Annotated in this window: 11 protein-coding genes and 1 tRNA gene; 5 read left to right on the top strand and 7 right to left on the bottom strand. The window is 70.7% G+C overall.

Features of this window, described 5'->3' with window-relative positions:
• Positions 1–28: 28 nt before the first annotated feature.
• The 5 genes from G3576_RS31715 to rplU all read right to left on the bottom strand — a co-directional run bounded on the left by G3576_RS31715 (position 29) and on the right by rplU (position 4668).
• Positions 29–391, bottom strand: a complete 363-nt coding sequence (locus tag G3576_RS31715) for a septal ring lytic transglycosylase RlpA family protein (RefSeq protein WP_328729084.1) — start codon at positions 389–391, stop codon at positions 29–31.
• A gap of 167 nt (positions 392–558) precedes the next feature.
• The gene (locus G3576_RS32580; protein ID WP_207622802.1) at positions 559–2661 is read right to left on the bottom strand and encodes a family 16 glycosylhydrolase; all 2103 of its coding nucleotides are present in this window, start codon (positions 2659–2661) and stop codon (positions 559–561) included.
• 253 nt (positions 2662–2914) lie between these two features.
• Positions 2915–3940 carry a GTPase ObgE gene (gene obgE, locus G3576_RS13130; protein ID WP_164694842.1) on the bottom strand — a complete coding sequence of 342 codons (1026 nt, stop codon included), beginning with the start codon at positions 3938–3940 and terminating at the stop codon, positions 2915–2917.
• Between the two features lie 118 nt (positions 3941–4058).
• Positions 4059–4328, bottom strand: a complete 270-nt coding sequence (rpmA, locus tag G3576_RS13135) for a 50S ribosomal protein L27 (protein ID WP_164694843.1) — start codon at positions 4326–4328, stop codon at positions 4059–4061.
• 22 nt (positions 4329–4350) lie between these two features.
• Positions 4351–4668 (bottom strand): 50S ribosomal protein L21, encoded by a 318-nt coding sequence (rplU, locus tag G3576_RS13140; protein WP_092963191.1) that lies wholly within the window; start codon positions 4666–4668, stop codon positions 4351–4353.
• 218 nt (positions 4669–4886) lie between these two features.
• On the opposite strand from rplU, the gene G3576_RS13145 reads away from it, so the two are divergent.
• Positions 4887–4976, top strand: a tRNA-Ser gene (locus G3576_RS13145).
• Between the two features lie 549 nt (positions 4977–5525).
• On the opposite strand, the gene G3576_RS13150 is transcribed toward G3576_RS13145, so the two are convergent.
• Both G3576_RS13150 and G3576_RS13155 read right to left on the bottom strand, forming a co-directional pair.
• Entirely contained in the window at positions 5526–6446 is a 921-nt protein-coding gene (locus tag G3576_RS13150; RefSeq protein ID WP_164694844.1) for a universal stress protein, read from the bottom strand.
• Between the two features lie 76 nt (positions 6447–6522).
• A complete protein-coding gene (locus tag G3576_RS13155) occupies positions 6523–6786 on the bottom strand; it encodes a helix-turn-helix domain-containing protein (RefSeq protein ID WP_235951848.1) in 264 nt (87 codons plus the stop codon).
• Positions 6787–6908: 122 nt separating this feature from the next.
• Here G3576_RS13155 and G3576_RS13160 point away from each other — a divergent pair, with 122 nt between their 5' ends.
• From G3576_RS13160 to G3576_RS13175, 4 genes are all read left to right on the top strand, one after another.
• Entirely contained in the window at positions 6909–7718 is an 810-nt protein-coding gene (locus G3576_RS13160) for an adenine nucleotide alpha hydrolase family protein (protein WP_164694845.1), read from the top strand.
• Positions 7719–7862: 144 nt separating this feature from the next.
• Positions 7863–8561, top strand: coding sequence for a CBS domain-containing protein (locus G3576_RS13165; protein WP_164694846.1), 699 nt, complete (start codon positions 7863–7865; stop codon positions 8559–8561).
• Complete coding sequence (locus tag G3576_RS13170; protein WP_164694847.1) at positions 8561–11299, top strand: cation-transporting P-type ATPase; 2739 nt, start codon at positions 8561–8563, stop codon at positions 11297–11299. Before G3576_RS13165 ends, G3576_RS13170 begins: the two co-directional genes overlap by 1 nt.
• 18 nt (positions 11300–11317) lie before the next feature.
• Positions 11318–12328, top strand: a complete 1011-nt coding sequence (locus G3576_RS13175; protein WP_164694848.1) for a 2-hydroxyacid dehydrogenase — start codon at positions 11318–11320, stop codon at positions 12326–12328.

The raw sequence follows: 12328 nt of genomic DNA on the forward strand, positions 1-12328 counted from the left end.
CGCGGGGCGGGGAGGTCCCGCCCCTTCCTCAGCGCTGCGCGACCCGCGTATTGCCCACGGGGCGGATTTCCACCGGCACCACGCCCGTCTGGAAGCCGATCTCCCGCGCCGCGCGGGGGGAGAGGTCGATGATGCGGCCGCGCGTATGCGGCCCGCGATCAGTGATGGTGACGGTCGTGGTCGCGCCCGTGCGCAGGTTCGTCACCTGGGCGCGGGTGCCGAGAGGCAGGTGCAGATGCGCGGCCGTGGGGGCCTGGGTGTCGAATCGGGCGCCATTGGCCATCGGCCGGCCCTGGAAGCGCGTTGAATAAACTGCCGCGTCCCCGCGCTGAGGCTCGAAGGCCTGGGCGTTGAGGGGGACGAAACATGCGAGGGCCAGGGCCGCCGGCAGGAGCCGGAACCCGAGGATCGATGTCGTCATGCCCCCACCAAAGACCCGGATCGGGGCGCTTGGCAACCCCGACAGTGGCAGAGCGAGGGGCCCTCTTCGCACGGGCCAAGGGCGTGGGAGCGCCCTCGGCCCGGCTTTTCAGGGGCTTTCGCCGCCCCGCTGCGGCGTCACGCGAAGACCATATCGGCGGCGGCGAGCTTGGAGGTGACGCCCTGGAGGAACATCTCGTCCCCCCCGCCGAGCTGCACCGCCAACCCCGCCATGCCCCAGCGCGTCTCCAGCACCTGCGTCACGTCCCCGGGCGCATAGCCTTCCAGCCACAGCCGGTCCTCGCCCCGGGTGAAGTCCACCACCCAGTCCTGCCCATCGCCGCGCGCGAAGGCGAAGACATCCGCCCCCGCGCCCCCCGTCAGCCCGTCATCGCCGCGGCCGCCGCGCAGCACGTCGTTCCCCGCGCCGCCCTGCAGGTCGTCCGAGCCCGCGCCGCCGTTCAGGTAGTCCGCACCCGCGCCTCCCTTCAGCCAGTCATCCCCGGCCGTGCCGGTGATCGTCGCCGTCGTCGCCGGCAGCACCGGCGTGCCGCCCGCGGCGAAGCTGCCCGACATGCCAAGCTGCTTCGCCGTCGCCGCGCCGACGCCTTCGAGGAACAGCGAGGTGCCATCCGTCATCGTCAGCATCAGCCCGGAGATACCGGACACCGCCATGACCTTCGCCGTGATCTCCGCCGCCGTGACGCCGGACAGCACGACCTTGTCCACGCCGAGTTCGAAATCCGTCACCCGGTCATTGCCATCGCCCTTGGCGATGTAGACGCGGTCCTTGCCGGCGCCCGTGGTGATGACGTCGTTGCCCGCGTGGCCGCGCAACTGGTCGTCCCCGTCCCCGCCCAGCAACACGTCATTGCCATCATTGCCCAGCAGGACGTCGTTGCCTGGCCCGCCGGCCAAAGTGTCGTGCCCGGCGAAGCCTTGCAGGTAATCGTTCCCCGAGCCGCCGGAGAGGCTATCCGCCAGCGCCGCGCCCTTCAGCGTGTCGTCGCCCGCCGTGCCGGCCAGCACCCGACCAGGCACCGCCGGCACCGTCACCGGCACATCGAGCAGCACCATGTCGGCGGTGCCGAGCTTGCTGACACCCTGGAGGAAGATCTTCTCGCCATTCGGCAGCAGGACATCGAGCCCGGCCATGCCCCAATAGGTGGCGGCCTTGGTCGTGACCTCGCTGGCAGCGAAACCGCGCAGTTCCAGCTTGTCCGTGCCCGGCGTGAAATCCACCACCCAGTCCTGGCCATCGCCCTTGCGGAAGACGACCGTGTCCGCGCCGTCGCCGAGCGTCAGGCCATCATTGCCGCGGCCACCCTCCATACGGTCATTGCCGGCGCCGCCATGCAGGTCGTCATCGCCCGCGCCGCCGGTGACGGTGTCTGCGCCCGCGCCGCCGACCAAGGTGTCATTCGCGGCCGTGCCGGCCAGCGTCAGGTTCGTCACCGGCGTGGGCGTCGTTGGCTTGGGCTGCGTCGGCGTGGTCGTCGTGCCGCCGGTGTATTGGGACACGCGCACCCAATCGACGCTGATGTCGACGCTGTTGATGCCCGACCCGTTCGGCGACCCGTACCAGCCATCATAGGCCGTGCCGACATGGCCCTGCAGGCCGACCGACATCGGGATGTTCGGGATGTTCGACTTGGTCTCCGCGACCTTCACGCCGTCCACATAGAGCGTCAGGCGATCGGGGAGCCAGTCCAGCGTGTAGGTGTGCCACTGGCTGTGGTCGAGGTTGAAGAACTGGCTGTCATAGCCACGCCCGTCCTCGCCGCCGCCCGGGCCGGGCCAATGGACGGTGAACATGCCCTGGCCGCCGGCGGGCGTCTCAAGGATGTCCACCTCGGGCGGCCAGCTGTTGTCGGACGGCCAGAGCAGGAAGCAGGGCCCGGCGCCCTCCACCTCGACCGAGGTCTTGGCGCGGATCTCGACGCGACCATAGGTGAAGCTGTGACCATGGCCGGCCGGCGCGCCCTCATAAGGCATGGTGGTAAGGCCGCCGACGGACCAGATGCCGTTGGACTGCTTGTCCATGCCGATGGTCAGTTCGCCGTTGCCGACCGAGATCTGGCTGCCATCCCAGTAGAAGGCGTTGTTCCAGTACATGGAGCCGCCATAGGTGACCGGCCACTTCTGCCAATCCAGCTGCGAGCCATTGAACCCGTCGAAGAAAACGGTGTTCCAGCCCGTCATGTCGAGCGGCGTCGGATTGATGTCGGTGGTCGTGCCCATCGGGTGGTCCTCATCCTCTCACGGCGGCGTGATCTGCTCGCGGGAGTGTGAGGCCACAACTCACGGTAGTGTGTCTAGTATAAAAGTATGCAATGTAAGTTTGCGCGATTATCCAATAGGTTGCGCATCGCTGTTAAGGTATCAAACCGGCCCTGTTCCATCATAAACGGCGCCGCCAACGGCGGCTGAAGCGCCATACGGCGCCTCCGTGAGCCACGGCTTGCACCGCTGCAGCCGCAGGCTTAGGCGCCGTTCAGCGCTGGCGATGCGCCTGGATGGCATCGAACAGCGCCTTCAGCACCGCCGGAACACCATCGCCGGTTGCACCGGAGACCAGCAGGGCGGGTCTGCCCGCCGCGCGCGACAACGCCTTCAGCCGCGACGCCGTCGCCTGCGGGGTCATGGCATCGGTCTTGTTCAGCGCCACCACCTCCGGCTTCTCCGCCAGGCCGCCGCCATAGCCCGCCAACTCCCGCCGGATGGTGCGGTAGGCGCGTGCAGGATCGGCCGCGGTGCCATCCACCAGGTGCAGCAGCACCGCGCAGCGCTCCACATGGCCCAGGAAGCGGTCGCCGAGCCCCGCCCCCTCATGCGCGCCCTCGATCAGGCCGGGGATGTCCGCCAGCACGAATTCCAGTGATCCGTCCGGCGTCGGCCGCCCATCCGGCTGCAGCCGCACCACGCCGAGCTGCGGGTGCAGCGTGGTGAAGGGATAGTCGGCGATTTTGGGCCTGGCGGCCGAGACGACGGAGAGGAAGGTGGATTTGCCCGCATTGGGCAGCCCGACCAGGCCGCTATCTGCGATCAGCTTGAGGCGCAGCCAGATCGACCGCTCCTCCCCCGGCCAGCCCTTGTCGGCGCGGCGGGGAGCGCGGTTGGTGGAGGTCTTGAACATGGCGTTGCCATGCCCCCCATCGCCGCCGCGGGCGATGACCACGCGCTGGCCGACCTCCGTCAGGTCCGCCAGCAGCGTCTCCTTGTCCTCATCCAGGATCTGGGTGCCTACCGGCACCTTCATGATGACGTCGTCGGAGCCCGCGCCGGTGCGGTCGCTGCCCGCGCCATTGCCGCCCTTGCGCGCCTTGAAGTGCTGGGCGTAGCGGTAGTCGATCAGGGTGTTGAGGCCGTCCACCGCCTCGATGATCACGTCCCCGCCCTTGCCGCCATTGCCGCCGTCGGGGCCGCCGAATTCGATGTACTTCTCGCGCCGGAAGGCGATGACGCCATCGCCCCCGTCACCGGCCTTCACGTGAACCTTGGCTTCGTCGAGGAACTTCATGGCGGTTCTTCCCGGCGCCTGGCCTGATCAGCCGGCGCCGTGCGGCCGCCATCCCCCGGACATGCGAACGGGGGCCGTCAGGCCCCCGTCCAGAACCTCGCCGGGATGGCGGGGGTGATTACTCGGCGGCGACCGCGAGCGGCGTGACGGAGATCTGCACGCGGCCTTCGGCCTTGCGTTCGAACTTCACGTGGCCGTCGACGATGGCGTGCAGCGAATGCGTGCGGCCGACGATGACGTTGGTGCCGGCCAGCATCTTCGTGCCGCGCTGCGTCACCAGGATGTTGCCGGCCTGGACAAGCTGGCCGTCGCCCCGCTTCACGCCGAGGCGCTTGCCGGCGGAGTCGCGACCGTTGCGGGACGAACCGCCTGCCTTCTTGTGTGCCATGAGGGTGCTTCCTGTCTCTTGCTCAGGCCGCGGCGATCGCGGAGATGCGGAGCACGGTCTGCATCTGGCGGTGGCCGTTCTTCCGCCGGCTGTTCTTCCGGCGGCGCTTCTTGAAGATGATCACCTTGTCGCCGCGGGTCTGGGCTTCGACCACCGCGGTCACGGTGGCGCCCGGCACGGTCGGCGCGCCGACGGTCAGGCCGGCATCGGTGCCCAGCGCCAGAACGTCGTGGAAGGTGATGGTGGCGCCCGGCTCGGCCTCGAGCTTCTCGACGGTCAGGACGGCGTCAGGGGTGACGCGGTACTGCTTGCCGCCGGTGCGGATCACTGCATAGGTCATGTTCGCGCTCGGGCTTTCGGGGTCCGGTGCTTCTGGGCGGTGACGCCCGGAGAGGTGGTGACGCTGCGGCCATGTCTGACCGCCGGCGGCCCTGGGGTGTGACCCGGAACGCCGGAGGGCGCAGCGTATAGCGGCGTGTCCGGCGGAGAGTCAACGGGAAGGCGCAGGCCGGGTGTTGCGCGCCGCGCCCATGCTGACTATAGGGCGCCACCGCCTGCGGAGAGGTGGCGGAGTGGTCGATCGCGTCGGTCTCGAAAACCGAAGTAGGTGCAAGCCTACCGTGGGTTCGAATCCCACCCTCTCCGCCAGAACCCGCACCCTGCATCCCAGATCCTTCGCCACCGCCCCGAAGGTCGTTCGTTTTCCCTTCGATAGCCATGTCTTCCGCCAGGCAGACCCCTGCCTGCGCCCGAACCTGTTCACCGGCCTCCACGCCGCGCTGTGGGGAGGATTGGCGGTGCCTCGACCATCCCGGCAGGGATGTCGGGACGGACGGCCAAGCTGGCGGCAGGGCTGACGGCCCCGGCCTTACGCCCCTCGTGGAAAAGGCGGGCACCGCCGCCTCGATCCTGCAACAGCAGCGTGACCGGGAGCGGCGCGACATGGGCCTGCGCGCCAGCCGCAGGGCGCAGAACACAGCGCCTCGCGCCCCGCCCGACATTGTCCTGCCACGGCACTCAGCATCCGAGCGAGCCGTGCCAGGTCCACGCGAAGGTCGGGCAGGCGTCGGACACGCGGCGGAGTGGCCGCACCGAGTCCTCGACGCCGATGTGCACGTCGCGGCCGAAGCCTGGTCCATGGCGCCATCCGCCGTCACCAACCGACCGCGTGTCGCGGCTTCCCTCAGAGCGCCGTCGTCACGCCGGCGCACCGCGCGTGGCGCGCAGGGCCGGAAGGGAGCGTGGCTCGCGCACGACCAGCACGTCACAGGGCAGGGTCTCCAGCAGACGCTCCGCCGTGCTGCCGATCAGGATGTCGAAGGCACCGCTGCTGCCATGCGTCCCGACGACGGCAAGATCAACCTCCTTGTCCCAGACATAGGTGCCGACCAGCTCGTCGGGCGATCCGTATTCGATGAGGCACTCCAGGCGATCGCGCTGCTCCTTCGCAACGGGCATCGCCGCCAGGAAGGCAGCGCATTGGCGCTCCGCCTCGCCCTGGATCTCGCCGCGGTTGGCCTCCTTGCTGATGAAGCCTTCGAAGGGCACCCGGTACGCGTGCAGCAGCGTCATGCGCGCATCCGGAAAAAGCCGGAGCGCCTGCTGGGCCGCCTGCGCCGACGATGGAGAGAAGTCGGATGCCAGCACGACGTGATCATAGGCGCGACCGGCGCGGTTCTTGACGACCAGCACCGGCATGCGCGCGCGGTGGATGAGCCGGTCCACGGTGGTTCCCAGCAAAGCCCGGGTCAGCGTCTCGTCCCGCGCGATCCCGGTGACAATCAGGTCGCTGCCCAGTTCCTCGGCGGCCTGCAGGATCTCATCGGCCGCGCTTCCGCGCCGCAGAACCACCTCCGCTTCGACAGCACGGTCCTGGATAGTGGCGCGCAGCTGCCGTTCTGCGAGCAACTCCCGGGCGGAACGCCCGCGCTGCCAGGATGAACCTCCCTCCTCCTGCCCGTGCTCCAGCACATGCAGCAGATGCAGCGTCGCTCCCCATCGCTCGGCAAGCCATACGGCGCGGTCCTGCGCGCGGTCGCAACGGCAACTGAGGTCCGTCGCCAGCAGGATCCGTCGCGGCATGGTGCCCGGGCCGACCGCCTGGTTCCGATCACTCATCGTCTCTCTCGCCTTCCACGAATACGCGTGCATCTGGACTGCAGCCGGTCGCCGGTGGCTCTGCGGCGCGAGGGGATCAGCGTGTCCCTGGTTCGCCAGCGGCTTCCGCAGGCGGTACGGCAGGCGGGAATGTTGCATGACGCTCGAGGAACGCCTCGAGGTCGCGCGGAATGATCCGCCATTCGCGCCCGACATCGATCGCGCGCAAATCGCCATCCTTGATCCAGTGGCGCACCGTCGCCTCGCCCACCTGCGCGAGCTCGGCCACCTCGCGCACCGTCATGAACTTCCGTGTGAGCATGTCTGCCTCAACCCAGCCTCGCACATCGCTGTCGAGCATAGCTGAGCGTGGTTCGGCGCAGATTGACGCAAATCAATGTGCGCGAGATCGGCGAAAGGCAGTCTGCAGACAAGGACGGCCGGTGATCGAACCGAGCTGGACCAAAGCCGGGAAAGACATCGATGACGATCACGACGATCACGACTCAGATCGAGCCTGCTGATCCTGAGGCGCTCGACGCGGCGCTGGAGCTGCCCTTCGCGCTGGCGGAGACCCACGCTGCGCAGCTCACCGTCCTCGTGTTCCCCGTCGAGACGGCGCTTGCGGAAGCCTCCACTCCAGGTTGGGAATTGGCGGAGCGGGAGGAGGCCTCGGTCGCGCGGGTTCGCGCGGCCGCGCAGCGGCGCGGCATCCGGTGCGAGGTGCGGGCGCGCAGCAGCTTCGCCTACGGTGCCGGCGAGGTGATGGCGGACCATCTGCGCGTGAGCGACCTGGGGCTGCTGGCCCTGCAGGGCGCCGCTGGCGCAGGGCAGCGCATGATGGTCGGCGCCGCCGTGTTCGACAGCGGGCGTCCCGTGCTGCTCATTCCTGCCCGCGCGCCGCTGGCGGTGCCGCCGGCCCGTGTCGTCGTGGCATGGGATGCGACGCCGGCCGCGGTCCGCGCGGTGCATGGGGCCCTGCCCTTCATCCGTGACGCGGCAGAGACGCTCGTGGTCACCGTCACCGACGACAAGGACCTCCGGTCCGGCCAGTCAGGCATCGAGCTTGTCCACCTGCTCGCGCGTCACGGCGCGCGTGCGAGCTTCGCTGCCGTGCCGCGGGCCGGGCGAAGCGTGCTCCAGGCACTTGCCGCGAAGGCCGGAGAGGTCGAGGGCGCCATGATCGTGATGGGCGCGGTCCGCCACGCGCCGATCCACAACATCGTCTTCGGCAGCGCGACGAGCGACCTGCTCGACGCACGCCCTCGGGTGCCGGTGCTGCTCGCGGCCTGAAGGCCGCACCGCTCCATCGCCGACGGCAAATCGTCCCGCGGCCAGCACGGCCACGGCGCGACGCGGCTTGACCGCGTCGTGATCCCGGCACGCCGGCCGGCCGCGCAGTTTCGGATGCTTCTTGAGAACGAGGGAGAGAGGGCCATGCGAGCCAAGGACCTGATGACCACCACGGTCGTGACCGTCGCGCCGGAGGCGCGCCTCGCGGATGTCGCGCACCTGTTGGCCGACCGCGGCATCTCCGCCGTGCCCGTGCTGGGTCCCGGGGGCGAGGTGCAGGGCATCGTGACCGAGGCCGACCTGGTACGGCAGCTGGCGAGTGAGCCGGCGGGCCGACCGCGCGGCTGGTTCCGCGCCCTGCTCACCCAACGCGCGGCCGACACCGCCAAGGGCTTCGCCCGGCTGCATGGCCAACGGGCCAGGGACGTCATGACCACCGAACTCGTCGCGGTGGAGGAGGATACGCCAAGCGAGCAGATCGCGCAGCTGATGGAGGAGCGCGGGGTCAAGCGTGTCCCGGTGCTGCGCGATGGCAAGCTCGTCGGCGTCGTCTCCCGCGCCGACCTGCTCGGCCTCGCCTTCGGCACCGCCGCGCCGCCGGACGTGGCCGTGTCGGACGCCCGCCTCTTGCGGGACGTCGAGCGCGCGATGCGCGAGCAGCCCTGGGCCGACGCCTATCTGGTCTTCCCCTCGGTCGAGGACGGCGTGGTCACCTTCCACGGCTGGTGCCGCTCGCCGGACGTGCCGCGCGCGCTGCGCGTGCTGGCCGAAAGCCTTCCAGGCGTGAAGGACGTGCAGATGGACCTGCGCGAGCCGCCCGGCTTCCTGCTGGGGGTCCCCTGATGCCGGAAGCGCGGGACGGGGCGGTCTCCGCGCAAGGGGCGGTCACTGGCACGGCCTGGCATGCCCTGCCGGCCGAGGCGGCGCTGCAAAGCCTCGCCTCCACGGCGTCGGGCCTCGCTGCCGGCGAAGCCGCCCGGCGTCTGGCGGCGCACGGGCCGAACCGCCTTCCGGCCGCCGCGCCGCGCAGCGCCCTGCGGCGCTTCCTGGCCCAGTTCGCCAACCTGCTGATCTACGTCCTGCTCGGCGCCGCGGGCATCACGGCGCTCCTCGGCCATCCGACCGACGCCGCCGTGATCCTCGGCGTGGTGGTGGTGAACGCGATCGTCGGCTTCGTGCAGGAAGGCCGGGCCGAGCAGGCGCTGGACGCCATCCGCGACATGCTGACCCCGCACGCCTCGGTGCTGCGCGATGGCAGGCGCCTGACCGTGGACGCGGCCGACCTGGTCCCGGGCGACATCGTCCTCCTCGAGGCCGGGGATCGGGTGCCGGCCGACCTTCGCCTCACGCGCGCCCGCGGTCTTCGGCTCGAGGAAGCCGCCCTCACCGGCGAGTCCGTGCCGGTGGAGAAGTCCGTCGCTCCCGTCGCCGCGGAAGCCGCCCTCGGCGACCGCACGTCGCTCGCCTTCTCCGGCACGCTGGTCGCCGCCGGCCAGGGAATGGGCGTTGTCGTCGCCACGGGCACGGCGACGGAGCTCGGCCGGATCAGCGGGCTGATCGGCGGCGTGCAGCAGCTGGCCACCCCGCTGCTGCGCCAGATGGATGGCTTCGCGCGCCGCCTGACCGGCGTCATCCTGGGTCTTGCGGCGGCCATCTTCGCCTTCGCCTGGCTGGTCCGCGCCTATGACGCCGAGGATGCGTTCATGGCCGTGGTGGGCATTGCCGTCGCCGCCATCCCGGAGGGCCTGCCCGCCGTGCTGACCATCACGCTGGCGATCGGGGTGCGCCGCATGGCCGCGCGGCGCGCCATCGTGCGGCGCCTGCCGGCGGTGGAGACGCTCGGCGCCGTCTCGGTGATCTGCTCGGACAAGACCGGCACCCTGACGCGCAACGAGATGACGGTCGCCGCGGTGGAGACCGGCTTCGGCCGCTTCGCGGTCGCCGGCGCCGGCTACGCCCCGCAGGGCAGCGTGACGCGGCACGGCGAGCCCGCCGGCGCGGAGGGCGCAGCCCTGCTCTCCGCGCTCGCGCGCGCTGCCGCGCTCTGCAACGACGCGGCGCTGAGAGACGAGCCGGAGACCGGCTGGATGGTCGCCGGCGATCCCATGGAGGGCGCGCTGCTCGCCTTCGCCGCGCGGGCGGGCGTGCCGCCCGAGACGGTCCGGCTGCGCCATCCACGCCGCGACGAGATCCCCTTCGACTCACGCCACCGGTTCATGGCGACGCTGCACGCCGGGCACGACAGGGCCTTTGCCTGCGTCAAGGGCGCCCCCGAGCGCCTGATCGGCATGTGCGACCACCAATGCGGGCCGGCGGGCGAGGAGCGCCTGGACGCAGCCGCCTGGCATGCGCGCGCGGAGGCGCTCGCGGCGGACGGGATGCGGGTGCTCGCCGTCGCCACGCGCGACCTGCCGCACGGCGCCGGGACGCTGGCGCCAGCCGATGTGGAGCACGGCCTGGTGCTGCTGGGCCTGCTCGGGCTGATCGACCCGCCGCGGGAGGAAGCCGTGGCCGCCGTGGCGGAGTGCCAGGCCGCGGGCATCCGCGTGAAGATGATCACCGGCGACCACGCCGCGACGGCGGGCGCCATCGCGCGCCAGGTGGGGCTGCGGGGCGCCGCCTCCGTCGTCACGGGCGCGGAGCTGGATACGCTGGACGATGCCGCGCTCTGCGCACGCGCGCGCGAAAGCGACGTCTTCGCCCGCACCAGCCCGGAGCACAAGCTGCGCCTCGTGGAAGCCCTGCAGGCCGATGGCGCCGTGGTCGCCATGACCGGCGACGGCGTGAACGATGCCCCTGCCCTGAAGCGCGCCGATGTCGGCGTGGCCATGGGGCAGAAGGGCACGGAGGCAGCCAAGGAGGCTGCGGAGATGGTCCTGGCCGACGACAACTTCGCCACCATCACCGCGGCGGTGCGCGAAGGGCGGACGGTCTACGACAACGTCCAGAAGGTGATCGCCTGGACGCTGCCGACCAATGGCGGCGAGGCGCTGATCGTCGTCGCGGCCATCCTGCTCGGCCTGACGCTGCCGCTGACGCCGGTGCAGATCCTCTGGATCAACATGGTCACGGCGGTGACGCTCGGCCTGGTGCTCGCCTTCGAGCCGCCGGAGGCCGACCTCATGCGCCGCCCGCCCCGCGCGCCGTCGGAGCCGCTGCTGTCGGGCTTCCTGGTCTGGCGCGTGCTCCTCGTCTCCGTGCTGTTCACCCTCGGCGCCTTCGCGATCTTCGCCTGGTCCGAATGGCGCGGCCTGCCGCTGGAGGCCGCGCGGACCGCGGTGGTGAATGGCATCGTGGTGCTGGAGATCGCCTACCTCTTCAGCGTTCGCTACCAGCGGAGCACCTCCTTCACCTGGCGCGGCGCGCTGGGGACCCGGCCGGTGCTGATCGGCGTGGGGTCGGTGGCGCTCCTGCAGGTCGCCTTCACCTACGCCCCGCCGATGCAGGGGCTGTTCGCGACGCGCGCCCTGGACCCGGTCGCGGACGGGCTGCCGATCCTGCTCGCGGGCGTCGGGCTGATGCTGGTGCTGGAAGGGGAGAAGGCGCTGCGACGCCGCCTCGCGGCCGGCCGGCGCGGGTGAATGGCAAGGAGCAACGAGATGCAGGTCGCCGTCTTCAGCACCAAGCCCTATGACCGCCGCTTCCTTGACGCCGCGAACGCTGCGGCCGGCGGGCACCACCGCCTGCTCTACCTGGAACCGCGGCTCTCGGCCGAAACGGCGGTGCTGGCGCGGGGCGCGGGCGCGGTCTGCGCCTTCGTCAATGACGTGGCGGACGCCGCCGTGCTCGGCGCACTGGCCGGGATGGGCGTGCGGCTGCTCGCCCTGCGTTCGGCCGGCTTCAACAACGTGGATCTCGTCGAGGCGCGGCGGCTCGGCATCACGGTCGCGCGCGTGCCCGCCTATTCGCCGGAGTCGGTGGCGGAGCACACGGTCGCCATGATCCTCGCGCTGAACCGCCGGATCCACCGCGCCTACAACCGCGTGCGGGAGGGCAATTTCGCGCTCGACGGGCTGATCGGCTTCGACATGAAGGGGCGGACGGTCGGCGTGGTCGGCACGGGGCGCATCGGCGTTGCGCTGGCGCGCATCATGCTGGGCTTCGGCTGCCAGGTGCTGGCCCACGATCCGCGGCCGGATGCGGCGCTGCAAGCCGCCGGCGCGGCCTATGTGTCGCTCGACACGCTGCTCGCGGCATCCGACATCATCTCCCTGCACTGCCCGCTGACGCCGGAGACGCATCACCTGATCGATGCGGCCGCCGTGGCGCGCATGCGGCCCGGCGCGATGCTGATCAACACCAGCCGTGGCGCCATCGTCGACACGCTCGCGGTCATCGCGGGGCTGAAGGCGGGGCGCATCGGGCTGCTCGGCCTCGACGTCTACGAGGAGGAGGCGGACCTCTTCTTCGAGGACCTCTCCGGCCGGGTGATCCATGACGACGTCTTCGCGCGGCTGCTGACCTTCCCGAACGTCCTGGTCACCGCGCACCAGGCCTTCTTCACCGAGGAAGCGCTGACCGCCATCGCCGAGACCACCGTTGCGAACATCACCGCCTTCGAGGCGACGGGCCAGGCATTGCATGAGGTCTCGACGGAACGGATCGCGTGA

The organism is Falsiroseomonas algicola, assembly GCF_011040385.1.
Taxonomy (GTDB): Bacteria; Pseudomonadota; Alphaproteobacteria; order Acetobacterales; family Acetobacteraceae; genus Falsiroseomonas; species Falsiroseomonas algicola.

Coding starts and splice junctions, on each gene's coding strand:
- G3576_RS32580 (WP_207622802.1), bottom strand. CDS start 2,661: ATGGGCACGACCACCGACATCAATCCGACGCCGCTCGACATGACGGGC.
- obgE (WP_164694842.1), bottom strand. CDS start 3,940: ATGAAGTTCCTCGACGAAGCCAAGGTTCACGTGAAGGCCGGTGACGGG.
- rpmA (WP_164694843.1), bottom strand. CDS start 4,328: ATGGCACACAAGAAGGCAGGCGGTTCGTCCCGCAACGGTCGCGACTCC.
- rplU (WP_092963191.1), bottom strand. CDS start 4,668: ATGACCTATGCAGTGATCCGCACCGGCGGCAAGCAGTACCGCGTCACC.
- G3576_RS13150 (WP_164694844.1), bottom strand. CDS start 6,446: ATGAGTGATCGGAACCAGGCGGTCGGCCCGGGCACCATGCCGCGACGG.
- G3576_RS13155 (WP_235951848.1), bottom strand. CDS start 6,786: ATGCTCGACAGCGATGTGCGAGGCTGGGTTGAGGCAGACATGCTCACA.
- G3576_RS13160 (WP_164694845.1), top strand. CDS start 6,909: ATGACGATCACGACGATCACGACTCAGATCGAGCCTGCTGATCCTGAG.
- G3576_RS13165 (WP_164694846.1), top strand. CDS start 7,863: ATGCGAGCCAAGGACCTGATGACCACCACGGTCGTGACCGTCGCGCCG.
- G3576_RS13170 (WP_164694847.1), top strand. CDS start 8,561: ATGCCGGAAGCGCGGGACGGGGCGGTCTCCGCGCAAGGGGCGGTCACT.
- G3576_RS13175 (WP_164694848.1), top strand. CDS start 11,318: ATGCAGGTCGCCGTCTTCAGCACCAAGCCCTATGACCGCCGCTTCCTT.